Raw genomic sequence first — 22978 nt, forward strand, 5'->3', positions numbered from 1 at the left:
ACCGGAGGGTATCTTTGCTTCGGCAGCCCAACATCTCCTCCATCAATATAGGACAATTGTACTATATTTTCGGGATGTCGGTTGCGCTCTCTTTGCCCCGATGCGTGACAAACGGAGTCGCTTGTTAAGCTTACGTTAGGTTATAGACCGCTGAACCCTAAAATTTGGGACATTCCCACCCAGACCCGCGAGTTTCTGCATGAAAAACCCTTTTTCTCAGGCATTTCAGCTTTTATTTCTAGCCGTCCTGAAATGGCAAAAAGACAACTGCCTGGATATGGGCGCGACGCTCTCTTACCACGCGCTATTTTCCTTGTTTCCGCTGCTGCTGCTGTCGCTCAGCCTGTTGGGGTCGCTGCTCGGTCGCAATGCCGAACTCTACACCAGCCTGCAAACCCTGTTGCAGGAGGCGCTGCCCCCAGAAGCCTATCGCATCGTCGAGAGTTCGATCCTTGTGCCAGGGCAAGACAGCCTCAGCATTGGGCTATTGGGTCTAGTGTTCTTGCTGGTTGCCGCCAGCAACTTTTTCTATTCTCTCGATCGCGCGTTTGATAAAATCTGGGGCGTTGCGTTTCAGCCAGAACCCGGCCAAAGCCCTTGGAAAATCCTGCGGGTGATGCTGCGTAAAAAAGCGTTTTCTGTAATGCTGGTGATTGGCACTGCGCCGCTGTTGTTTGTGTCGCTGGTTTCCGATTTATTAGTCCAAACTGGACTGGAGCTTTTAGAAAAAACGGGCGGCACGAGCGCTTTTCTAGAGCCGTTGGGGATTGATTCGGTAGAGATTGTCTGGGCGCTTCAGGCGCTCTTTTCGTTTCTGATCCTGGCGCTGATCATTATGATTTTGTTTCGGATTTTGCCCTCTACCAATGTCACCTGGGGGGATGTTTGGCTGGGGGCATTGCTCACCGCAGGAATGCTGCTCTTGCTGCAATATTTGGTGCATAACAGCGTGCTGTCGCTGGGCGATCGCTTTCGATCCTATGGAGTCGTGGGCCGGGTCATGGTGCTAATGTTTTGGATTTATCTCACCAGCCAGGTCTTCTTTTTGGGCGGCGAGTTAACCTATGTGTATGCCCAGCTTTTTGGCAGTCGGCGCAACGCAGACCCGCAGCCAGAGCCATCGCTAGAATGATAGAAAAATAATAGAAAGCCTGGGGAGAATACTTTAAAATTCGGTAGTACCTTTTAGTAAAGGACAGAGGAAAAGCTGAACCCGCCCTGTTCTGCTAGCTTCTCTCTAACACGGTGATTGTAGTCGTGGATGAACGTCCAGATCGCACCAATGTGGTTCTCTAGCTTCTTGGAAAAGGACAGTGTCTTCCTCACCAACCGGGAAATCCGCTGCCTCAGGGTGTTGTTCAGGCGTTCGATGTAGTTCGTCAAACCGCTCTCTTTGCCCACCGCCGCATGGCGTTTGCTTGGGATGACGGTAACGTAGGCCTCCCAGTAATCGGTATAGACTTTGGCACACTGTCGATAGACCGCCGGGATGGATTGCCAGAGGGCGATCGCCGATTCCCGAGAGCGCTCACCGATGTGGCAGCCGATGATTTCTCGGGTATCGGCATCGATCGCCACCCAGACCCACTGCTTGTTGCCTTTGTGATCGACAAAAGACCAGAGTTCATCCATCTGCACCTTCAGCTTGCCTTTCGCCTTGGGGATGACCGCTGCCGCTTTGGGCACGGCTTCGTAGCATGCGTTGACGTAGGTCTGCAGCCAGCTATCCGAGACATCGCTGACCCGGGCAATACCAGCTAGCGGAATTTTCTCCAACAGTAGTAGATCGACGAAAGCCCGAGTGTCCTTATCTTTCGGCTTCCATTGAGGATCCTCGACAAATTGACGGTTGCAGTCTCGACATTTGTAGTTTTGCTTGCCACGCCGGGTGGTGCCGTTCTTGGAGATGTCGTGAGACCCACAGGTTGGACAGGTCATCTCGATAGTCATGGAGCCTTCTCCCCCAAAATCTACGAATAGGACAACGTTACCTTGTTTTTCTGTGTCCTTTACGATAATCCACTACCTAAAATTCAATACTTTAAAATCCAACAGCACCCAGCCTCTCTACCGTTTATTTTCCCCTTTTCACAGCCACTTCGTAGAGCCTCACAGACAGCAAAACTGAACGATTTATTCGATTGGTTCAACTAATTGGTTCAACTAATTGATTCAATCAATTCATTCAAGTTCGGTCGATGTGATTACACTCCCTGTGTTGCCAGATGGGAAAATCTCAGTTCTTGAGTTGGGTGCTGTTGGGCTGGACGAGACAGATTGTAATAAACAGCGCTTTTACCTCTGTAGTGAACGTGTGAACTTGGCTGTTAATCTGCCAGGGAAGCCAGCAGATGAAGCGCTCTTAAAAGCCAGATCACCTATTAGCTTCAAGATTAAGAATAGACGATCTAGAGATGAAATCAAGTTGATGAAATCAAAGTTTACCTGCGGCGCTTTTGTGTAAACTTTGAGCCAATTTCCTAACGTTTGGTAACGATGGCGGGTTGAAATCACAGAAACAGGCAGGCGGTTCAATCAAGCGGTCAAATCATGAAACATCCGACTTGATCCGGCGAATCGGTAAGTTCGCGATTAGCGCTGTCGCCCGCTGGTTGTTTTCCAGCATAAATTCTGTCCCCTCCTGATCGATCTCCACATAGCGCGACACCACCTCCAAGATTTCCTGGCGCATCTTTTCGATCGTGGCTGGCGGCAGATCCGTGCGATCGTGAGCCAGCACTAGTTGGAGGCGCTGCTTTACCGTTTCGCGGCTAGACACTTCGGGCTGGCGGGGGAAGAGACGATCGAGGAGTTCGCTGAGCATAGGGCAGGGCTAACTGGGGAGGATGGTGAGGAGAGAAACCCCCGTGCTAAGAGGGTCAGCACGGGCTAGCGCGAAGGGCTACGGAACATGCGGCGGATGCGAGAGAGCAGGTCATCATGGCTGGCGGTGAAGTCTAGAAAAGGCACCGTTTCACCTTCTAGGCGGCGGGCGATATTATCAAACGCTAACCCCGCCAGCGAGAGCTTTTGCGATAGCACCAGCGGTTCGCCTTTATTCGTCGAGACAATCACGCGCTCGTCGTCTGGAACTACGCCCAGTAGGGGAATTGCCAGAATTTCCTGGACATCGCTGACCGACATCATCAGGTCATCTTGCACCATTGAGGGTCGGAGGCGGTTGACGATGAGGTGCTGTTTTCGCACGTCGTTGGCTTCTAGCAGCCCCACGACTCGGTCGGCATCGCGCACGGCGGAGATTTCAGGCGTGGTGACGATCAGCGCTTCCTGGGCAGCGGCGATCGCATTTTGAAAGCCCATCTCAATGCCTGCGGGACTATCCACCAGGATGAAGTCAAACTGCTCCTTCATCGTTTCGATGAGCTGCTTCATCTGATCTGGATTCACCGCGTCTTTGGTGCGGTTTTGGGCTGCGGGCAGCAGGGCCAGATTGGGCTGTCGCTTGTCTTTAATTAGTGCCTGATCTAGCCGACATTCGCCCGCGATGACCTCCATCGCCGTGTAGACGATGCGATTTTCTAGCCCCAGCAGCAGGTCTAAGTTTCGGAGTCCAAAGTCTGCATCAATCACCACGACCCGCCGCCCCCGCTTGGCCAATGCCATGCCCAGGTTCGCAGTCGTCGTGGTTTTGCCAACACCGCCCTTGCCCGATGTGACGACAATAATCCGAGTCATGAAAATCGCCCCTAATGCTCCTAAAGCTGTTTGAGTAAACCCTGAACGAATGAAACCTTGCGGAGATGAAACCGAAACTCTGGTGGATGCAATTTAGCAGTGCGATTCAGCAGTGCAATCTAGCAGTGTAATCTAGCAGCCGCCCTGACAGGAGAAATCTTTTGCACAAAACCCTGAACCCTGGATTCTGTTAGGCATCGGGCGCTAACAGCCGCAGCTTGGAAAAATCTGCCGAGCGAGTAATGCGAATCCCTTCCGAGGCCACGTAGGCCACTTCCGGATAAAACTGTTCGGGTGGTTTTTCGGGGGCGCGGGCAAGCTGTTCGCCGATGCGGAGTTGGGTTGGCTCTAGCCGCAGCGCCATGATCAGACAGCGGGGATTGCCCGATGCGCCCGCGTGGGCCACGCCGCGTAGCGTCCCCCACACCACAATATCGCCATCGGCGACAATCGAGCCGCCAGGGTTGACATCGCCCAGCACAACCACGGTGCCTGGGTGCCGGATTTCCATACCCGAACGCACCGTCGTTTCGACATAGAGCGGTTCTGCCAGCGCTTGGCCGGTGGCTTCGGCGGGGGCGTTGAGATGGGCAACGGGCGTGTGTTGTTCGACCGAGAACCCGACCGTCGCTGCTGCCACCGCAGTTTGCCGACGGCTGGTGTAGACCCGCTTTAGGCAAAGCTGCTCTTGGGCCAGGGCTTCGTCGATGGACTGGAGTTGGCGCACATCCAGGAGGCGATCGCGCGCGATGAGATGCACGGAGGTATTCGGCTGCCAGAAGCGATCGCCCGCGCTGAGTCGCTGCTTGAGCTGCTGCCATAGGTCGCCCCAGCTTACGGCAAACTCGCTCTCGCCTTCTGGCGGCAGCATCAACAGCAGGCGGCCGCCTTCACTCTTAAAGCGAACCTGCGAATTGGGATGGGCGGCATCGGCGGGGGGCTGGGGCAGGGCCGACACCGTAGACACGGGGGAGGAGTCAGAAGTCATGAACCCAAAGGATGACGATTATGCAACAGGGCGAAATAACTATCCATATTAGTCGCGGGAGCGAGATTCGGAAAATGTTTTTCGCAGGATGGGGTAGCGCACTCGATGCCTAAGCCGCAGAGTCTCCCTAAGTTGCAGAGTCCACAGGTTGCAGACGCACAGATTGTAGACGCACAGATGGCAAACCCATAGATGCAGACTCACAGATGCAGATTCACAGGTTGCAGACTCGTAGATGGCAAACTCACAGATGCAGATTCACAGGTTGCAGACTCGTAGATTGCAGAGATTGCAGACTCACAGGTTGCAGGGTCTACAGATTGCAGACTCGCAGAGGCAGACTCACCGCAGCTAAGGTCGCCGACTGCCCAGCGCCGCCCAGTCTTTTAGCGTCGCCGGAGTCCATAGCCAGTTCTTTGCTAGCGCCGTTTGATCGAAGCTGGCTGGATTGCTCAGCATTACCATTTGATAGTATGCGGCAGACTGTTTCAGTAGCTCGGTTGCACCCTGAGAAAACCTGGGATCGAGGGCTGCCTGTTGCAAAGCCAGCGCCACGCCAGCGTAGGCGGTCAGCGCTTCGGGATTGGTGACAGACTGAATCGGCGGCGGACAGTTGAGAGCGGCGCGGTCGTCTGCTGCGTCCACCGAGTCGGGAATCGGCTGTGCCAGCATCAGTGCCGCCGCCCGACACCAGACTCGCGCCGCGTCTACAGACTCACCCTTGGCATAGTGGGCAAAGCCCAGCGCATTCCAGTAGGCGGCGGCATCGGGCCGTCCCTCGGCCGCCAGTTTCCAAAACCGCTGCACGTCGTCCACGCTGTAGATATTTCCCTCCTGCTGCTGCCATTGCCATCCCAGTCGCCCCATCAAAAACATCAGTTCGGGATAGCTGGCATTGCGCCATTCGGAGGGCACTGCGTCGAGGGCGACTTTGGCATCCAGCAGCGCATTTTGATCCAGCAGTTGGGCGATCGCCTTTTCCGCTTCGGGCAGATTTTCGCGCTTCAGGTTCAAGATAGCCGCGCCCGCAAGCTGGCTGGTTTCAGTCGTGCCAACAGGCATCGGCGGCACGCTAGGCGTGTAGGTGCTGTCCATCGGCGGCAGCAAATCAGCGGGTGATGGCTCGCGGCGGAGCAGTCCCATTGTGTAATGAAACGAGGAGAGGGCGATCGCCATTGCGCCTGCACCCGCCAGCGGCAGCAGGATGTGCTGCTTTTGCAGTCGGCCAGGTTTGCGGGCGGGATGGGCTGCCCGGCTGTCCCGCAGCGCCGGAATGCGGTCGGCCGTGGGAATCGTGTCTACAGGCGTAATCGCTCGGTGAGAATCCTGGGGTGTAGCCGTCTGCTGCTGAGATTCTGGCTGGGAATTTGGCTGGGAATTTGGCTGGGAATCCTGCGGTGGCGCAGCCGCTTCTGAAGAGTCCGGGGAGGTAGCAGGCGCATGGCTAGCCAGCCACCGATAGGTCGCTGCCGGAGACACGGGTGCATCCACCGGGCGGGCATCCTGAGTCGCGTCGGTGGCCACGTTCATCAGGTCAACGGGGCGGGGGGTTAGCTGCTGCAACAGGTCTGCGGCATTGGCGGCATTCGCCGTTTCGGTCTGCTGAGGAGCGGGGGCAGAAGACAGACTGAGGGAGGTTGGGGCGGTGCTGTGGTCTGACGGATCTGCGTGCTGTGCCAGCAGCCGACCCAGGTAGCCACCAGGAAGTTCCACGGGCGATTCCCCTAGGGATCGCTTTGCGAATCGCCCCTCTGCTGCTGGTTGATCCGCCGTACCCAGTCCCTCTGCTGGAGCAGACGGCTCTTGGTCATACCGTCCGAGGGTAAATAAGCCAGCACCCGGATGATGAATCGGCCACTGGGCGAGTCTGGACTCTGCTGCCTCGTCTACCCGTTCGCTGCTGGTGGGCTGCACCTCTACCAGGCTGCCACTGCTGGCAAAGTCAAAATCAAACGGGTTTTCGGTGGCGACGGGCGCATCGAAATGAAACGGATTGTCGAACTCCAGCCCTGGCGAGGCCCAGTCGTGATCGAGCAGCACCGCCCGCGAAATGAGTTCAAAATCCTCATCTGGCTCCAAATCTGGCTCCAAATCTGGCTCTAGCAGTCTCGACGGCGACAGCACCAAGGACGGCTCCTCCCCGGCCAGCAGCGGCAGGTCATAGGAGGGGGGAAACTGCTGCAACCGATCGGCGGGATTGATATGGTGGCTATCGCCCGACACCAGGTATCCGTCAAACGCAGGATGTAGGTACAGCACGGGCAGCGCCCAATACAGTTGGTTGGACGTGTAGGACGAGATCAGTCCCTGCCGCGCCCGACTGAGGCTGAGGTCGATGGGGAAGCCCCGCCGCAGGTTGCGATAAAACAGGCGGGTCAGCGTCAGCGCTACGTCGTCGGGAATCTTTTCGGCCATCGCCAGCACAGCGGGAATGCCCCGGCTGACCAGCGCTTCGGCTAGGTTGCGCGTGTCTTGGGCAGGCTGGGCTTCGGCAGACGATCCAGCAGCGGGAACGGCGGTGTGTGCGCCCCGGCAGGAGTTGAACACCACCAGGCGAATGTCGTTATTCACCAGCAGCCCGGCCAGATCGTCGCCGCTGAGGGTTTCCGTGAGTCCCGTGCGCGAGTTGACCAGGTACAGATTGCCGCCGGATGCGCCCAGATTGCTGTGGCCTGCGTAGTGCAGGATATGGAAATGCCCCTGCTCTAGGGCGTGGGTCAGTTCTTCGCGGCCGGGCTGCTCCAGCACAGTCAGTTCTAGCTGGGGATGCGTGCCCAGTCCCTCCAAACCTGGCCCGGCGGGTCGCCGCAGTTCTTCTTGCAAATGCATGGCTTCGCGCATTAGCTCTAGCCGCTCCTGATCGGTGGGCGTGGCGACCACCATGAGGATGCGGACGGGCTGCGTAGGGCTGAGGGGACGGAGCGATCGCCCCCCCATGACCTGGATGCCCGTCTGAAAGCGCGAGAACACGACATCGGTTCCCGTGGCGATGGGATGGCGCAGATTGCCCAAACTGTCGCGATCGCCCCCGTTCATCACCTCCCACGGCAGCCGGGGCAGGCGCGACCCTTTCAGCCCCAGCCGCAGCCGCAGCATTTCGCCTTGGTGTTGGGCAATGCCCCGTGCAATCATCCAGCTATTCCGCAGCGTCCCCTGAAACAGCGCGTGATACAGCGTTTCGCCCAGTTCGATGAGGCTGACGGGCAGCTCGTTCTCATACTCAGATCGACGCGGCAGCTCAAACCCACCCACTCGATAAAATCCGTGCCCCCGCAGCAGCCCCAGCAGCGGGTCGTCCATCAACTGCCGCGCCAGCGCCAGCCATTCCTCTACTGTCCAGCGGAGTTGCTCCTCCGCCAGCGGCACACCCGGCGCAACCCGCTCGGTTCGCACCAGATACTCGTCATTGCCCACAGGGGTTACGGAAAGATGAAACTCCTGAGTCACGGCTGTAGCGCTTCCCTAATGTGTGATGGATAGGGGCTTTCCATCTGATGTGGGGCGATCGCTAGCCAAAGTCCCAGAAGCCAGGAGACTCGTGTTATCCACACCTGGGGCGAACGCACCCGCAAAAAAGCCCATCGCGAGATAGCTCGTGCGGTGTTGCCCAACGACGCGCCAGAGGTTGCGCTGCAATGCCTGGGGTGGCCCAATTTAGCCAGCCGTCGTGCGGAGCAAACCGCTTGATAAAACGTGTGGTAGTCTGTCCCTGCTTCTAGATCCAGAATAGCGCTGTTCGCGTGGCCTTGCGACAGAATCGCATAAAGCCCAACGAAGCCATTTCCAACGGTGGGTGAGGGGCGATTCGCGAAGCGATCCCCACGGGAATCGCCCGTTTGTGGTACTGCACCCCATCGGCCCGCCGAAGGCCCGTGACATCTAGAATGCCCAATCGGCTAGACGCAGCCCGTCCCCAAAAAGTTGCCAAGTGGCGGAATGCAAGTGACGGAATGCAAGTGACGGAATGCAAGTGGCGAAATGCAAGTGACGAAATGACTAAATTAACGCTGGAGCGATATCAAATCTGGTTCTACCTGCTTGCCCTAATCAGCGGAGGAGTCTGGGGCTGGCAGAATGCTGAGCGGGCCCAGGGTCTAGAAATGCTGATTAACCTGGTTCTGGGAGTTCTGCTGTACACCACCTTTTGTCAGGTGCCGCTAACGCAGTTACGAGAGGTCTTCCGAAGTCGGCGGTTTATGCTGGCGCTGATTGCTGCAAATTTCGTGCTTGTGCCTGGGGTGGTCTGGTTTCTCACCCACCTCTTGCTGAGCGATCCCAAGCTCCAGTTTGGTGTGCTGCTGGTGCTGCTGGTTCCTTGCACCGACTGGTTCCTGACGTTTACTTATTTGGGAAAAGGCAATCTTAACTTGGCCATTGCGGCAACGCCAGTTTTGCTGCTGCTCCAAAGCCTGCTGCTGCCCGTGTATCTGTCCTTGTTCACCGGGAGCCTGATCCGCAGTGCGATTCATCCAGCCGACTTCCTAGACACGTTTGTCAAACTGATTTTGCTGCCGATGGGGCTGGCTGCGCTGACGGAAACCTGGGCAAAACGGCACGCCGTTGGGCAACGCTGGCTAAGGCTGGCGGGCTGGCTGCCCATCCCGTTGTTAACCTTGGTTCTCTGGCTGATTGCTGCCTCCCAGGTGGGGAGTCTGGAGTGGGCGGAGATTCGGTCTTTGGGGCCGGTCATCCTCATTTTTGTGGTGTATCTCATCTTGGCGGGATATTTTGCCGTGGGGCTGGCGCGATGGCTGCAATTGGAGAGAACCGCCAGCCGCACGCTGGCATTTAGCATCGGGACTCGCAATTCTTTTGTGGTGCTGCCGTTTGCCCTGGCGCTGTCTGAGGATTGGTCGGTGGTCGTCACAATTGTGGTGATTCAGCCCCTAATCGAGCTGGCAGGCATGATGGTTTATCTGTGGTGGGTGCCGGCTCGGTTGTTCAGAAGCCGCTCTCAAGAGGAGTTGTTTAACCCTCGCGGGTAATTTGAATCACGTTTTCGGTGACTTTCTCAAAGGTGTCATCGTGGCTGATGACGAAAAGTTGGCGGAAGGACTTGAGATTGGCGATCGCCTCAGCCAGACTCTCGCGGCGGGGGCGATCCATATTGGTCGTTGGCTCGTCGAAGAAGGCCACGTCTAGATCTGCCACCACGCGCAGCAGGGCCAGCCGCACTGCCAGCGCCGCGCACATCTGCTCGCCCCCCGAAAGATTGATAAAGCGGCGGGTGTAGCCTCCCTCGCGCACCAGAATCTCGTATTCCGCCGTCCACTCTAGCGACAGGTTGGGGCGGTTCATTAGCTCTCGAAACAGGCGATCGCCCTCCTGAGACACCTGCTGCACATAGCGGGCGGTGATGCGGGGGCCCGCATCTTTGTAGGTTTTGCGGGCAAAGACGACGAACTTATGGTTTTGCTTGCGCTGCTTCAGGTCGTGCTGGGCCTGGTCGCGCTGAGCGGCGATCGCCCCTAGTTCTGCCAGCTTGCGGTCTAGCTCTGCCAAAAGCTGTCGCTGGGGCGGCAAGCCACCGCTGATCTGGTCTGCCTGGCTGCGTTTGGCGCTGTAGTCGGCTTCGACCTGATGCCAGCGCTGCGGGTCATAGCGCTGTTGTAGTGCGTCCAGTTCGGCCTGCACCTGGGCCCGTTCGGCTTCCAGGGTCGCCACCTGGGCGATCGCCGCCTGAAGCTGCTGTTGTAGGCTGGGCAATGGTTCCGCCGTGGCTTGCGCTTGCAGAAAAAGCTGGTAGCCTGCCTGGTGCTGCTGGCGAATTGCGGTTTGCGTGTCTATCTGGGTTTCCAACTCGGCAAACTGGGCAAGCTGGGCCTCCAGTTGGGCGATCGCCGCTGCTGCGTCTGCCTGTGAGCTTTTCAGCCGCTCGTACTGCGCCTGGAGCGTCGGCTGCTGGGCCAGGTCTTGCTGCAAAAGCTGGCTGCGCCCCCGTGGATCGCCCAGGTCGCTGAGGGCTTGGATCAGATGCGATCGCCGTTCTTTGGTCGCTGGTTCTGCCTGGAGGGCCTGCTGAAGCTGCTGGAGCCGCGACTGAGCCTGCTGCAACTCGCCCTGGAGCTGCTGCTGCTGCGCTTGCTGGGCAGGTAAATTGTCCACTTCCGCCCGCTGGCGATAGGCCGCGTCGATCGCCTTTTTCGTCTGCTGAATCTGTTTGCGAATTGCCTCTGCATCGGTCTGTGCGGCCAGATCGGTCAGAATGGCTCGAATGTTGCTCAGCAGTTCCGAATTCAGGTCAATACCCTCTTGGAGCGCTTGCAGCACGGCATCTACGGCATCGGTTGCCAGCAGGGGCATTCCCGCCTGCATCTGGCGTAAGGTGTCTAGGGCGGCTGCGGCTTGTGCCCGATGGCGATCGCGCTGCTGCTCTGCCCCGGTCAGCAGGGTTTGCAATTCGCCCTCAAACTGGCGGGCCGCCTCGATACGGCTGAGTTGGGTTTGCAGGCGATCGCGCTGCTGCTCCAGGCTGGATACATCCGCCAAGTTCTCGGCCAACGCTTGCAGTCGCTGAAGGTCTTGGGCAAGGTCCGCCAGGTTTTCTTGCAGCTTTCCCTGTTGGGATAAGAGCGATCGCTCCTCTACCCGCATAGCCTGAAGCTGGTTCAGCGACTCCGCGACTGCGGCCTGCTGCGCTTCCAGTTCTGCCTGCTGCGCGATTCCCGGCTGGAGGGCTTGCAACTGCTGCTGTGCTTGCGCCAGGGCTTCCAGTTGCAGGCTCAGGCGGGTGAGTTCGGCTTGGCCGGCGGCCAGGGCTTTCTGCTGGGCATCACGCTGTTTGACCAAGGGCGATCGCTGTTTAAGCTGCTCGTTCAACTGCTTCAGCGTCGCCTCTGCTTGGAGATAGGCCGCATAGCTGGCTCGATGGGCCTCGCACTGCGCCAGGGCAGCCTCCGCCTTTTGCACCGAGGTTTCTAGCACCTGGTTGGTCTGCTGCTGGGCTGCAATCTGCGTGGTCAGCGTTTGCAGCCGCAGTTCTGCCTGCTGCACCTGGTTCGCCAGGGCCGCCAGCGCCTCCTTCTCGGCTTGCAGGGTTGCGAGGTCTGCTTCTAGCTGGGTCAGCGTGGCCTCGGCCGTGGCGATCGCCTGGGTCACCGTCTGCTGGCGCTGCTGGGTCGCCCCCAAATCCTGAAGCGCTTCTTCATAGCGGGCGATGTCGCGCTCCAGGGCTTCGACCTCGCTTTTGGCATACTTTTCCAGCGACAGCATTTTCTGGTTTGCCTGTTTGTATTCCTCAACTTTGAGGATGCTGTCGAAGACGCGCTTGCGGTCTTCCGTCGCCTTCAAAAAGTCGGCGGTAAACGTCCCCTGGGGCACGCCGATGGTGTTGGCAAACAGTTGCGATAAATCCGTGCCGCCCGCCACGCCCAACTGTTGCCGCAGCCAGGGCATCACCTCTGCCTCAAGGTTGCGATAGGGGAGCTTTTGCCCAAGCTGCGGGTCGTAAATGACGTAGCCTTTGGTGGTGCAGCGCTCGACTTCGTAGGTGCGCCCGTCCTGCCGCGAGACAAAGGCAACTCTTGCCTGGGCACTTTTTTCGCCGTTGCGAATCAGATCCTCTTTGCGATAGGGCCCCTGATAGGCAAACAGCGTCCAGGCGATCGCCTCCAAAATGCTCGTCTTGCCTGCCCCATTCTCTCCGCAAATCGCGTTTGTCCCCGGTTGGAACACCACATGGCGATCGCGGTGGGATTTGAAATTGGTCAGGCTGAGGCTGAGGAGTTGCATGGTGGCTGCGGCGGGAAAAGAGAAATGTGGAGAAATGCGAAGGGAGAAATGCGAACGGAGAAACGCGAAGGGAGAAATGCGAGGAAGTACGGGACTGCTGGGAAACGAGGGCGGGTCTGATGAACGGAAGCCAGGGAACCGGAAGCCAGGCCGATTCCCCCGGCGCTAGAGATGAGAAGATGAGTCTTGTAGGTGCTGGTGGGCATAGCCGTAACGCACTGCCCCGCAAGGCTTTGATGCGTTCCGCTGGCGCTAACACATCCTACTGGATCTGCGGAGGGTTCTGCCCATCGACTTTCAATAGCCATTGAAATGACTATTGAAATGGCCAGGATAAACCGCCAGGATCAGTGGTTAGTTCATTTGTTCACTTTAGCAGGGGTATCCCGAACCCCCCAACCCCTAGAATGCACTCTTATTCTCTAATTGCCCCAGCCAAAATCAATCTTTATCTGGAAATCATTGGCGATCGCCCCGATGGATACCACGAACTGGCGATGGTGATGCAGAGCGTGTCGCTGGCGGATCGGGTGGATCTGCGGGCAAATGGCATCGAGCAGTTTCGCCTCAGTTGCGACTCGCCGGAGGTTCCCGCCGATGAGAACAATCTGGCGCACAAGGCGGCGGTGCTAATGGCGCAGCGGTTTCCCAAGGCCTACGCCCAGTTTGGCGGGGTGGATATGACGCTGCATAAGCGGATTCCTGTGGGCGCGGGGCTGGCCGGCGGCTCGACCAATGCGGCGGCGGTGCTGGTGGGGCTGGATCTGATGTGGGGGCTGGGTCTGACCCGGATGGAACTGCAAGAACTGGCGACCGAGTTGGGGTCGGATGTGGCCTTTTGCATTGGCGGCGGAACGGCGATCGCCACGGGCCGGGGCGAACAGCTAGACCCGTTGCCCAGTGTGGATTATCTCTGGGTGGTGCTGGCAAAATATCGCAGCCTGCCGATTTCCACCGCCTGGGCCTACAAAACCTATCGCCAGCGGTTTGAAGGAACCTATGCCCGCGATACCGACTCGCTCCAGCAGCGGCTAGAGCGGGTTCACGCCGGGCCAATGGTGGGGGCGATCGCCCAGCGCGACGGCTCCAAAATTCCCGAACTGCTCTACAACGATTTCGAGCGTGTGGTTTTTCCCGACTATCCCAAGGTGGCGGCGCTAAAACAGCAGTTGCTCGATCTGGGGGCGGCGGGGGCGCTGATGTCGGGGTCGGGATCAACGGTGTTTGGGCTGACCCATTCCCAGGCGCGGGCCGAAGCGCTGACGGCGGCCCTGCGCGAACAGCAGCCCGACCCAGACTTGGAAATTTGGGTGGGCCAGTTGATTGCGAAAGGTATCCATTTAGCACCGTAATCCGAAATTTGGGGTATTGGATGGGTATGAAGGAACAGCGCTGTCTGGCGCTCTCCATGCCCCCTCTAAGGAGTTGATCCATGTCCCAAGCCCAACCGTCGGCTGCATCCGAAGCGCCCGAAACCCGCTATCTCACGCCAGAGCAGGAATGTGACCTGGTGATGAAAGGCGGCATCACCAGTGGTATTGTCTATCCACCTGCAATTTGCAAACTGGCCGGCGAGGGGAAGTATCGCTTTCGCAGCGTGGGAGGAACCTCCGCTGGGGCGATCGCCGCTGCGGTGACGGCCGCCGCCGAGTTTGGTCGGGAAGCAGCCTGGGACGGACAGCCCAGCGGATTTGACCGACTCGACACGCTCAGTCAACAGCTTTGCCAGGAAGGATTCTTGCTTAGCCTGTTTCAGCCAGAACCGACGCTGAAGCCGCTGATGGACGCGCTGATGGCGATTTTGGGCATCACGCCCGACCCCAAAACAGGCAAATCGGGCAGAGCCGCCAGCGCCCAAGGCTCGAAACCCAAAAAATCCTGGCTCCAGCGGATACAGGAATTGCTCGACATCACCCGCCGCACCAGCCCCGCCAGCGCCCGCAAGGGAACCCTCTGGGGACTGCTGGGTAGCGCGGTGCTGGCGCTGGTGCTGGGAACTCTGGCGGCGATCGCCTTTGGCATTGCAGGCTGGCTGACGGGCAACTCGGTGGCGCTGGGCGACTACCTGCTGGGGGTGGGCGTGCTGGCGGTGATATTCATCGGGCTGGATCGGCTGCTGGGGGTGGGCACGCTGGCGGCGGGCGCGGTGGATTTGTACACAGCGCTGTTCAAAATGCTGCCCACCAATCTGTTTGGCATTTGCACCGGACACCTGCCTGAAGCAAATGGGCCAGACCCCAACCCCATTGCGCTGACGGACTGGCTCAGCGTCAACATCAACAACCTGGCAGGGCTAGATCCAACCGGGCGACCGCTCACCTTTGGCGACCTGCGAAAGAAGCCCTTGCCAAACGGGGATCTGCCCGACTGCGACAACGGTAAGTACAATATCGACCTGCGCGTGGTCACCTCCAATCTCAGCCACAATCGCCCCTACACGCTGCCCTTTGAACCCGACCATCGCTTTATTTTTAAGGTGGAAGAATTTAGCAAGCTGTTTCCCAGCAATGTGGTCAAGCATCTGGTCGAAAAGGCGGGGCATCGGCCGCAGTATGACCTGCCAAAGGGCTATTACTTTCTGCCCGATCCCGACGATCTGCCTGTGGTGGTGGCAACGCGAATGAGCCTTAGCTTTCCGGTGCTGATTAGCGCGGTGCCGCTCTACACGGTGTCCCAGTCGTGCCTCAATCGCCACCAGCCGGGCGATGTGATCAGAGTAGACCTGACGAAAAATTCCAAAGATTTGCAGCAAAACTGGTTCAGCGATGGCGGCATTTGCAGCAACTTCCCGATTCACTTTTTTGACTCGTGGCTGCCCACGCGCCCAACCTTTGGCATCAACCTGGGGTCGGTGTCGGAAGATGCGCTGCAAGACAGACCTGGATTTGGCACGGGCGCAACGCGCACGATCAATCCGGATTATCTGAGCGTCACGCCCAACTCGCCCAATTTGCAAGAAGAGCGATCGCAGGAAAGCGGCCGTGTGCTGAATCAGGACGTGTTTCTGCCGCGCCCCAACGATCGTCAGGCTCCCGAATGGGTCGATTTGCAGTCGAACCTGCTGGCCTTTGCGTGGCAAATGTTCCAGACCGCACAAAACTATCGCGACACCAGCCTGGCCGGGCTACCCGGCTATCGCGAACGAATTGCCCAAGTGCGCCTGGCCCACGACGAAGGCGGCCTCAACCTGGCGATGGACAAGGCCACGATTGAGGGTGTGATGAACAAGGGCAAAACCGCAGGCGATAAGCTCATTGGGGAGTTTAAGTTTGAGGATCATCAGTGGGTGCGGTTCCGGGTGCTGATGGGGCTATTGGAAGAACGGCTAACGCAGCTCGAAGCAGTCGCCTTTTCTACGAAAAAGTTCGACTACGAAACTCTGACAACCCACCACGCCAGCTATCCCTATGCCTATCCTGACGATATCCACGCCAAGAAGGCCAGGGAATGCGTTGAGCGGATGCGCCAGTCGGTGACGACTTTCTGGGCGTGTGCCCCTGCCCTGGATGAGAAGCTCCCTCAGCCGAAGACCGTGCTACGGACGATGCCAGAACTTTAGAGCCGATGACGGGATGCGAGGAGGGGAGGAGGATGCCAGGACGCAAGTCTAAATTCCCATCCTCCCCTTCTCGTTCCATCCTGTAAGATCATCACTAGCAAGGCTCAAGTGAGGTTCGCGACATGGCAGAGATTAACCCTGTTCAAGACACTGCTAAAAAGAAGCCTCTCCCCCTAGTGGCAGATGAGACACCGCCGACCCCCCTGCGCTGCTGGACGGGGGCTGCTATTTCAGGGGCGATCGCCACTGCGCTTTATTTCCTCACCGTTTCCATCCACAGCACCTTTGCTGCCAAGCCGCTGCCTGCGGGCAATTCCCTGGCAGTGAGCATTGGCTCGGCCGTGCGGACGCTGGTACTGGGGATGAGCTGTCTGGCGCTGGTGACGTTTGGCATCGCCACAGTGGGGCTGCTCGCTCTGGGGATTCAGCTTCTATTTCAGCCCAAGCAGTCGGATGCGTAGGGCGTTCTCCCAACCATGACCATTGGCATCTGGGTGCTGGGCGACCAGCTTTGGCAGGGGCAGGCGGCGCTGCAAAGCCGTGCTGGGCAAGCGGAAAACACGCCCGTCATCCTGATCGAGTCGCTGGGCTGGGTGCGGCTGCGTCCCTATCACAAGCAAAAGCTGGTGCTGGTGTGGTCTGCCATGCGCCACTTTGCGGCAGAACTGCGCGAGGCGGGCTGGCCCGTCACCTACGAAACCGCCGAAAACTTCGAGTCGCCGCTGGTGCGCTGGATCGAGGCGAACGGCATTACGGAACTGCGGGTGATGACACCGGGCGATCGCCCCTTCCTGCACCTCATCCAGTCTCTCGATCTGCCTTGCAAGCTAACTCTGCTGCCCAATAACCATTTCCTCTGGCAAGATGGCGACTTTGCCGCCTGGGCGAAGGGTCGAAAAAATCTGCTGCTGGAATATTTCTATCGCGAAGGGCGGCAGCGCTTTGGCGTGCTGATGGAGGGCAAGCAGCCCGTCGGCGGCGCGTGGAATTTTGACAAAGACAACCGCAAGCCGCCCAAGGGCAAGCTGAACCCGCCCGCACCGCTGGAATTTGAGCCGGACGCAATGACCCGTGAGGTGATGCAGCAGGTGCGGGAATTGGACTGCCCTACCTACGGAGAACTGGAGCCGTTTCGCTGGGGCGTGGGGCGATCGCACGCGCTGCAAGTCCTCGACCACTTCATCGCCACGCGCCTGCCCACCTTCGGCCCTTACCAAGACGCAATGGTGACGGGCGAAGACACGATGTGGCACTCGCTGCTGTCGCCCTATCTGAACCTGGGACTGCTGCGCCCGCTGGAGGTGATCCACGCCGCCGAACGCGCCTACCACGAGCAAGCCCTCAGCCTCAGCAGTGTCGAAGGCTTTATCCGGCAAGTTCTCGGCTGGCGCGAGTATATGTTTGGGCTATACCACCACGTCGAGGCAGACTACGCCCAGCGCAACTGGTTTCAGCACACCCAACCGCTGCCCGCCTTCTTTTGGGACTCGACCCAGACCGACATGAACTGCCTCCGCCAAACCCTCCGCCAAGTCGAACGCACGGGCTACGCCCACCACATCCAGCGGCTGATGATCCTGGCGAACTTTTCGCTGATTGCCGGGTTCTCGCCGCAAGAGGTCGAAAACTGGTTCCACGCCGCCTTTATCGATGCCTACGACTGGGTGATGCAGACGAACGTCATTGGCATGGGTCTGTTCGCCGATGGCGGCATCCTCGCCTCCAAGCCCTACGCCGCCTCCGCCAACTACGTCAACAAAATGAGTGACTATTGCAAAAGCTGTCGCTATGACCCCAAACAGCGCACCGGCAAAAACGCCTGCCCCTTCAACTTTTTCTATTGGGATTTCCTCGATCGCCACCGCGCCCAGCTAAAATCCCAGGGCCGCATCAACCTCATCCTCGCCAACCTCGACAAAATGCCCCCCGAAGAACTCCAAGCCATCCGCCAACACGCGAAGGATTGGTATGGGCAGTATGGCTGATTCGTAGTATTTGTACTTATTTTCTACTAGAAACTGAATAATGTGATATTCCTTGAGCGTTAGCTAAGTCTGATAAGCTGGGCACCCTAAACTTTGAGGATACATTTGCGTAGGAGCTTACTTATGATTTTTGTTGTTCCTATCATTCTTGGCGCTGCGGCATTAATTGCAGGAGGAACAGGAGCTTTTGCAGGAGCTAAAGGAGTAGCAAAAATTCGAGAAGCTCAAAAAAAAGCTGAAGAGGCCCAAGCTCGCTATGAAGAAGCAAAGCAACTTACTGAGGAAAAGGCTTTAGGAACACAAGCTCTTGCGGAAGAGTATGCTCAACTTCAAATTCAGGTACATCTGGAAACTGTTCAGCGTTTTGTTGACTTTATTGAACGCATCGGACAGCAAGTTTCACAAAGCGACATGAAATTCCTGGAGGGGTTAGAGGGTTTTTCACCGGAGCAGTTTAAGGAGTACAAAACCGCAGCGCTTGAAGCAAAGCGTTTCGCCACAGGCGGACTTCAGGCTGCGGGTGCTGCCTATGCAGCCGGGCAAGGCACAATTACCCTTGTAGGTCTATTTGGCACAGCCAGTACAGGTACTGCAATTAGCGGGCTTAGTGGTGCTGCTGCTTGGAATGCTACTTTAGCTTGGCTGGGCGGCGGTTCTCTGGCAACAGGCGGAGGAGGTATGGCGCTTGGCAGCATGATTTTAGGTGGAATTACCATAGGCCCGGCTTTGATGATTGGTGGCTTCATTCTACGTGGATAAGGCGAGAAAGCACTGACAGAAGCACAGCGTTATGTCGCAGAAGCGAACGAAGCAATTGTAAAACTTGGTGCATTGCAAGCATTTCTCAAGCAAGTACAGAACCGAATTCAAGAACTATCGAGTCTTGTAGTTTCAATAAATGAACGCGCTCTAAAAAGTTTGAATGCGCTTGAGTCTAAGGTTTTTGTACGCGAAGGAATATTTTTCAAGAAAACGGTAAACTTTAAACCTGAAGAACACGCTGAAAGCTTTCAGGAAGTTCTTCTCCTAATCAAGGCTCTGGTTGAAATTCTGAAAACTCCTGTACTGGATGAGAAAGGAGAAATCAATCAGGAGTTCAAGAAAATCAGATTTAAGTATCGTAATATCTAGTCGGCAATTATGAAAGAGAAATTACCCGTAAACCTTGCCCAAGGTGCGAATACTCTTTTCATGTCTGCTGATTGCTTAAATCAGGTTGTTCAAGCATATCTTGAATACAAGAGAATTATTGAAACTGAAACAACTAAGCGTCGAGAGATTGAGGCATGGGAGAAGACCAGACTTGCCGAAATTCAAGCTCAGCGTGACTTGCTCATTGGATATCTCGAGCAATCTTTTGATGAACGCTCTCAGAACTTCAAGTCACTTTTTCAGCTTGTAGATCAAGCCATTGCTAATGGTGATAATCAACAGCTTGCACTAACTCTGGATTCAATCGTAAATTTGGCAAAAGCAAGCCCATTCAAAGACTTAGCAGATCTAGCTAAAGTAAAGGAATCATTGAAAAGTCCAGATCATGTCTGGGAGCTATAGCGAAAGTCTAAATTCATTTGTGTGAGAGAAGAGATAATGCAGACGCAAGAAATTGATATCAGAAAAGTTCTAGAAGAGGCGCTTGAACAATTAAAAGGTCAAGATTCATATCTGTTTAATGTAGACGCAAACGAAAGATCGCTTACCCACAAACTCGCAGAGTATCTCCAGGCTTATATGCCAGCCGGATGGAACGTAGACTGTGAATATAATCGGAATCAAGGGGATACCAAGAAACTAATTCGAAAACTAAAAGAAATTGCTGGATCGCCCAGATATGATGACACAGATGCAACAACAGTTTTCCCTGACATAATTATTCACAAAAGAGGAAATAACGAAAGTAATCTTCTGGTTATAGAGATCAAGAAATCAACAAATCGGGATAGTGAAGGAATAGTAGACAAGGAAAAACTTAACGCTTTTCGCCAGCCCCCGTTCTGTTATCAGAATGCTGTTTTTATTAAGATTATTGTCGGTGACTGCCCCGATTATGATATCAGTTGGGTTCAGTAATACTCTTCAAGTAACTCACTTCAGGAGCCAGGTGTCTCAATTGCTTTACTTAGAGCAAGCAGCTTTAAGGGACTCGAATGACCCTCTAGCAGATGAACAAATGAGTGACTGTGCGATCGCCCCTGCTCTATCTCTCATGATTGATCTGCCGATGGGGCAGATTGTCGAATTTTGCGATCGCTGGCAGGTCGTCGAGTTTGCGCTGTTTGGCTCTGTTTTGCGCGAAGACTTCCGTCCCGACAGCGATATTGACGTGATGGTGCAGTTTCATGCCTACGCTACACTCAAAAAAAGTCGGTGTGGTTGTAGGCAAATAGCTAATTACGCTCGAAGTCTCGCAAGATATCCTGGCGGCACTCAAAATGGGCGCGACCGATTTGGGGCAGCAAATTCGGCTTTTGGCGGCGATCGCCTCAGTTCTCCATGAAGGGAAGATGAAAAAAACTTTTTGGGTGTAAATTGGGTGTAGAAATTCGCAAAAAGTCTTAAAAACCTTGATATACGAAGATTTTTATCAGCTTCCCAAGCTGAATGTCGTGGGTTCGAGTCCCATCACCCGCTTTTAATGGCATCATCGCATCTACATGCCCTACATGCCCCATCTGATACTCTGCTGGGATGCGATAGATTAGGGGTTGGGCCGCCCTTCAATATCCGTAGCTTCCGAGAACCTGTACCTTTGTTATGAATCAAACTGCCGAACAAGAGTTGCGTCCTGAGGCGATCGCGCTCCGCAATGAATACGCTGCTCTGGATGACAAGCTATCCAATCGCTACATTGAGCTAGATCCCCAGGGCTACTTCATTATTTATGTGGATCGGGATGCCAAGCTGATTTGTGCAGACCATTTTTCTAACGTCATCAATGACAAGGGGCTAGCCTGCGATCCCGAAACTGGGGAGCCGCTGCCTTGTAACGGTTCCCTGAAGCGATCGCCCACGGCAACCTTTCGCGGACGCACCGCCAAGGAACTCTGCATCGAAATCTTTGAAAAAGCGCAGCCTTGCCCCATCAGCTATCTTGACCACGCTGCCTATTTGGGGCGCGAGTTTGTGCGGGCGGAGCTGGCGCTGCTGTCTGGGCAGGACTATGTGCAAGATTAGCTGACAAGATTAGCTGATTAGATTCAGAGCAGATCATCAGATCAATTGAGGATCAATTGATCCCAGGTGACTCTGGAAATTTGGGAATCCGGCAAGCTAGCCTATCTGTTCTACCGCCAGCATCTTATCCAGGCTGTCGGGCTTGTAGGAATTGGGCGGATAGCGGTCGAGGTGGCGATACAGCGTCTTGGCTCCAGAAACCCGGCAGGAGAATAGCTCCACGGCTGCGTGTCCATCGGGATAGAGGCGCACCTTGGGCGACAGGTCTTTGGGGATCTCGGTTCGCCACTGCCAGTTATATTTGGCAGGGATGCCCTCGATGAGATGGTGATAGGCCCAGTTGCGGCGATCGCCCAACACGCCCAATTCCTGAAGCTCTCGTCGCAAGATCGATGCCAGCACAAACGAAGCCGCCGAGCGATCGCCCTCGATGGCTTCCATGACGTGGCCGAGCGCTCCTTCTGGCCGGGGGACTTGAGCAATGTTGTGTTTCTCTTTCACGGCCTTTTCAAGCTGGGCTGTGGTGCCAAATTCTTCTGGCACAGCCCACACCACCCCAACCCCACTGCCCTCTGCTGAGCGATACAAATAGCTCACCAGGCGAAACCCCGGCTTTAGCCACAGCCCCGGCATTTTGATCAGCGGGGCAGCAGGGTTTACCGTGCTGATAAACCACTGTTCTTGCAGAATCGGCGAAAGGGTTGTGACGATGGGCGTTCCCGAAGAAAATAGCCCGCTCAGGTCATCGATGGATTCCGGCTCTGGCAAGTCGTCTAGCGTTTCTACCACCTTTGCCTGCTGCTCGGCATCAGGCAACGCCAGGGTCGTCTGCATGTATCGCCTGATTTTGAGGAGCGTGGCTAGGGGGAATTTTTGAATCGACATGATCCAGGGGCACCATTCCAAAGAGAGCAGGGGTGACCTGTTAGGCGGCTGAAGCTGTACCTAACCCATCATAATCAACCCAAATCGACATCTAACTCCGGGCAAATCGGTAGACGCAGGGATTCAGCGTAACCCGGATTGATAATCTCCGTAAAAACTAGCACCCTTAAACAGCCCTTGAACTTGGCTCCCCTCGTGGCAGCGCGATCGCCCTCTAGCCGATTCCAAGGGCTACCACCCCGGAGGGGCGACCGATGCCTGACTCGGGACAGCGACCGGAGCCTGAGCGGGTGCAGGATCAGACACCACATTGGTCGGAGAAGCGTCTGGCTGGCTGGGCGCAGGCGGGGAAACGGGTGTTGTGTCTGGCGGCGTGACGGGCAAAACAGGGTTGGCTGGGTTTGCGACGTTTGCAGGATCGGCAGCAGGGGTAGGGGCGATCGCCGCGTCTGGAGCGGGCTTTACCCAGACGACCGGACGTTGGCCAATGCCAATGCGGCCGGTCTCTTCCTGCATGACGCTGCGGGCTTGCCCTGCATCAAACTGGCGGGCAAAGGTTTCCTGGAGTCGATCCACGCGCTGCTCTAGTGCCGTCACGTCTGACTGGAGCTTGTTGAGTTTGTGCTGTTGGCTGATGTTTTGGGGCAGCAGCCGGACAATTGAGGCGATCGCCACCATCCCTACCACGACATTCACGGCTAACCGAAGGCTGGCTTCAACCGCAACCGACTGATGGGGATTGCGCCGCTGCCGGAGCCTGCGTCTTGGGCGGGGAGCCTGCTTGCGAACTGGCTCGACAGGGTAAAGCGGCGGGCGGGAGGGTTGAATCGCATTCATGCTAGCAGTTCATATAAAAAAACGGGGCGATTTGACCGGTAGCCCGGAATCTACCCCAATATAATCGCTATGCGAAGCTCTGGCACCTCTCGCGCCAAAACTTAAGACCTAAATTTGGCAATT

General features: G+C 56.5%; 18 protein-coding genes, 1 tRNA gene and 1 pseudogene. 12 read left to right on the forward strand and 8 right to left on the reverse strand.

The window, feature by feature from the left end:
• The first annotated feature begins 199 nt into the window (after window positions 1-199).
• Window positions 200-1132: a YihY/virulence factor BrkB family protein gene (locus HNI00_RS11820; protein WP_297083333.1), complete on the forward strand. Its 933-nt coding sequence runs from the start codon at window positions 200-202 to the stop codon at window positions 1130-1132.
• Between the two features lie 53 nt (window positions 1133-1185).
• Here the strand turns inward: HNI00_RS11820 and HNI00_RS11825 are convergent, their stop codons facing one another.
• From HNI00_RS11825 to HNI00_RS11845, 5 genes are all read right to left on the reverse strand, one after another.
• Window positions 1186-1938: an IS1 family transposase gene (locus HNI00_RS11825; protein ID WP_316793393.1), complete on the reverse strand. Its 753-nt coding sequence runs from the start codon at window positions 1936-1938 to the stop codon at window positions 1186-1188.
• A gap of 610 nt (window positions 1939-2548) precedes the next feature.
• Window positions 2549-2824 (reverse strand): cell division topological specificity factor MinE, encoded by a 276-nt coding sequence (gene minE, locus HNI00_RS11830; RefSeq protein ID WP_316786381.1) that lies wholly within the window; start codon window positions 2822-2824, stop codon window positions 2549-2551.
• Between the two features lie 65 nt (window positions 2825-2889).
• Window positions 2890-3696 (reverse strand): septum site-determining protein MinD, encoded by an 807-nt coding sequence (gene minD, locus HNI00_RS11835; protein ID WP_297080750.1) that lies wholly within the window; start codon window positions 3694-3696, stop codon window positions 2890-2892.
• 190 nt (window positions 3697-3886) lie between these two features.
• Window positions 3887-4684 carry a septum site-determining protein MinC gene (gene minC, locus HNI00_RS11840; RefSeq protein ID WP_172356028.1) on the reverse strand — a complete coding sequence of 266 codons (798 nt, stop codon included), beginning with the start codon at window positions 4682-4684 and terminating at the stop codon, window positions 3887-3889.
• Window positions 4685-5035: 351 nt separating this feature from the next.
• The gene (locus HNI00_RS11845; protein WP_316786384.1) at window positions 5036-8131 is read right to left on the reverse strand and encodes a CHAT domain-containing protein; all 3096 of its coding nucleotides are present in this window, start codon (window positions 8129-8131) and stop codon (window positions 5036-5038) included.
• A 545-nt stretch (window positions 8132-8676) separates the two neighbouring features.
• Between HNI00_RS11845 and HNI00_RS11850 the strand changes: the two genes are divergently transcribed.
• Window positions 8677-9669, forward strand: a complete 993-nt coding sequence (locus HNI00_RS11850; RefSeq protein WP_316786386.1) for an arsenic resistance protein — start codon at window positions 8677-8679, stop codon at window positions 9667-9669.
• Here HNI00_RS11850 and HNI00_RS11855 read toward each other — a convergent pair.
• The gene (locus HNI00_RS11855) at window positions 9653-12415 is read right to left on the reverse strand and encodes an AAA family ATPase (protein ID WP_316786388.1); all 2763 of its coding nucleotides are present in this window, start codon (window positions 12413-12415) and stop codon (window positions 9653-9655) included. The genes HNI00_RS11850 and HNI00_RS11855 overlap by 17 nt on opposite strands.
• Window positions 12416-12822: 407 nt before the next feature.
• On the opposite strand from HNI00_RS11855, the gene ispE reads away from it, so the two are divergent.
• The 10 genes and pseudogenes from ispE (at window position 12823) to HNI00_RS11910 (ending at window position 21133) form a co-directional block, all read left to right on the forward strand.
• Complete coding sequence (gene ispE / locus HNI00_RS11860; RefSeq protein WP_316786390.1) at window positions 12823-13767, forward strand: 4-(cytidine 5'-diphospho)-2-C-methyl-D-erythritol kinase; 945 nt, start codon at window positions 12823-12825, stop codon at window positions 13765-13767.
• Between the two features lie 80 nt (window positions 13768-13847).
• Window positions 13848-15974 carry a patatin-like phospholipase family protein gene (locus HNI00_RS11865; RefSeq protein ID WP_316786392.1) on the forward strand — a complete coding sequence of 709 codons (2127 nt, stop codon included), beginning with the start codon at window positions 13848-13850 and terminating at the stop codon, window positions 15972-15974.
• Between the two features lie 122 nt (window positions 15975-16096).
• The gene (locus HNI00_RS11870) at window positions 16097-16435 is read left to right on the forward strand and encodes a DUF3082 domain-containing protein (protein WP_316786394.1); all 339 of its coding nucleotides are present in this window, start codon (window positions 16097-16099) and stop codon (window positions 16433-16435) included.
• Between the two features lie 15 nt (window positions 16436-16450).
• Entirely contained in the window at window positions 16451-17959 is a 1509-nt protein-coding gene (locus tag HNI00_RS11875; protein WP_316786396.1) for a cryptochrome/photolyase family protein, read from the forward strand.
• 123 nt (window positions 17960-18082) lie between these two features.
• A pseudogene (locus HNI00_RS22150) lies at window positions 18083-19090 on the forward strand (hypothetical protein).
• A gap of 9 nt (window positions 19091-19099) precedes the next feature.
• Window positions 19100-19513: a hypothetical protein gene (locus tag HNI00_RS11890; RefSeq protein WP_316786402.1), complete on the forward strand. Its 414-nt coding sequence runs from the start codon at window positions 19100-19102 to the stop codon at window positions 19511-19513.
• A 36-nt stretch (window positions 19514-19549) separates the two neighbouring features.
• Entirely contained in the window at window positions 19550-20029 is a 480-nt protein-coding gene (locus HNI00_RS11895; protein WP_316786404.1) for a hypothetical protein, read from the forward strand.
• A gap of 100 nt (window positions 20030-20129) precedes the next feature.
• Window positions 20130-20456, forward strand: a complete 327-nt coding sequence (locus HNI00_RS11900; protein WP_316786406.1) for a nucleotidyltransferase family protein — start codon at window positions 20130-20132, stop codon at window positions 20454-20456.
• A 23-nt stretch (window positions 20457-20479) separates the two neighbouring features.
• Window positions 20480-20590 (forward strand) — tRNA-OTHER (locus tag HNI00_RS11905).
• 123 nt (window positions 20591-20713) lie between these two features.
• The gene (locus HNI00_RS11910; protein WP_316786408.1) at window positions 20714-21133 is read left to right on the forward strand and encodes a DUF4346 domain-containing protein; all 420 of its coding nucleotides are present in this window, start codon (window positions 20714-20716) and stop codon (window positions 21131-21133) included.
• Window positions 21134-21229: 96 nt separating this feature from the next.
• Here the strand turns inward: HNI00_RS11910 and HNI00_RS11915 are convergent, their stop codons facing one another.
• Window positions 21230-21967: a hypothetical protein gene (locus HNI00_RS11915; RefSeq protein ID WP_316786410.1), complete on the reverse strand. Its 738-nt coding sequence runs from the start codon at window positions 21965-21967 to the stop codon at window positions 21230-21232.
• A gap of 282 nt (window positions 21968-22249) precedes the next feature.
• Entirely contained in the window at window positions 22250-22855 is a 606-nt protein-coding gene (locus tag HNI00_RS11920) for a slr1601 family putative cell division protein (RefSeq protein ID WP_316786411.1), read from the reverse strand.
• Window positions 22856-22978 lie beyond the last annotated feature (123 nt).

The sequence above is a fragment of the Thermoleptolyngbya oregonensis NK1-22 genome, from assembly GCF_032705245.1.
Classification (GTDB): domain Bacteria; phylum Cyanobacteriota; class Cyanobacteriia; order Elainellales; family Elainellaceae; genus Thermoleptolyngbya; species Thermoleptolyngbya sichuanensis.

What these genes read in the sequence shown, in the direction of transcription:
- HNI00_RS11820 (WP_297083333.1), top strand. Translation starts at nt 200, where the DNA reads ATGAAAAACCCTTTTTCTCAGGCATTTCAGCTTTTATTTCTAGCCGTC.
- HNI00_RS11825 (WP_316793393.1), bottom strand. Translation starts at nt 1,938, where the DNA reads ATGACCTGTCCAACCTGTGGGTCTCACGACATCTCCAAGAACGGCACC.
- minE (WP_316786381.1), bottom strand. Translation starts at nt 2,824, where the DNA reads ATGCTCAGCGAACTCCTCGATCGTCTCTTCCCCCGCCAGCCCGAAGTG.
- minD (WP_297080750.1), bottom strand. Translation starts at nt 3,696, where the DNA reads ATGACTCGGATTATTGTCGTCACATCGGGCAAGGGCGGTGTTGGCAAA.
- minC (WP_172356028.1), bottom strand. Translation starts at nt 4,684, where the DNA reads ATGACTTCTGACTCCTCCCCCGTGTCTACGGTGTCGGCCCTGCCCCAG.
- HNI00_RS11850 (WP_316786386.1), top strand. Translation starts at nt 8,677, where the DNA reads ATGACTAAATTAACGCTGGAGCGATATCAAATCTGGTTCTACCTGCTT.
- HNI00_RS11855 (WP_316786388.1), bottom strand. Translation starts at nt 12,415, where the DNA reads ATGCAACTCCTCAGCCTCAGCCTGACCAATTTCAAATCCCACCGCGAT.
- ispE (WP_316786390.1), top strand. Translation starts at nt 12,823, where the DNA reads ATGCACTCTTATTCTCTAATTGCCCCAGCCAAAATCAATCTTTATCTG.
- HNI00_RS11865 (WP_316786392.1), top strand. Translation starts at nt 13,848, where the DNA reads ATGTCCCAAGCCCAACCGTCGGCTGCATCCGAAGCGCCCGAAACCCGC.
- HNI00_RS11870 (WP_316786394.1), top strand. Translation starts at nt 16,097, where the DNA reads ATGGCAGAGATTAACCCTGTTCAAGACACTGCTAAAAAGAAGCCTCTC.
- HNI00_RS11875 (WP_316786396.1), top strand. Translation starts at nt 16,451, where the DNA reads ATGACCATTGGCATCTGGGTGCTGGGCGACCAGCTTTGGCAGGGGCAG.
- HNI00_RS11890 (WP_316786402.1), top strand. Translation starts at nt 19,100, where the DNA reads ATGAAAGAGAAATTACCCGTAAACCTTGCCCAAGGTGCGAATACTCTT.
- HNI00_RS11895 (WP_316786404.1), top strand. Translation starts at nt 19,550, where the DNA reads ATGCAGACGCAAGAAATTGATATCAGAAAAGTTCTAGAAGAGGCGCTT.
- HNI00_RS11900 (WP_316786406.1), top strand. Translation starts at nt 20,130, where the DNA reads ATGAGTGACTGTGCGATCGCCCCTGCTCTATCTCTCATGATTGATCTG.
- HNI00_RS11910 (WP_316786408.1), top strand. Translation starts at nt 20,714, where the DNA reads ATGAATCAAACTGCCGAACAAGAGTTGCGTCCTGAGGCGATCGCGCTC.
- HNI00_RS11915 (WP_316786410.1), bottom strand. Translation starts at nt 21,967, where the DNA reads ATGCAGACGACCCTGGCGTTGCCTGATGCCGAGCAGCAGGCAAAGGTG.
- HNI00_RS11920 (WP_316786411.1), bottom strand. Translation starts at nt 22,855, where the DNA reads ATGAATGCGATTCAACCCTCCCGCCCGCCGCTTTACCCTGTCGAGCCA.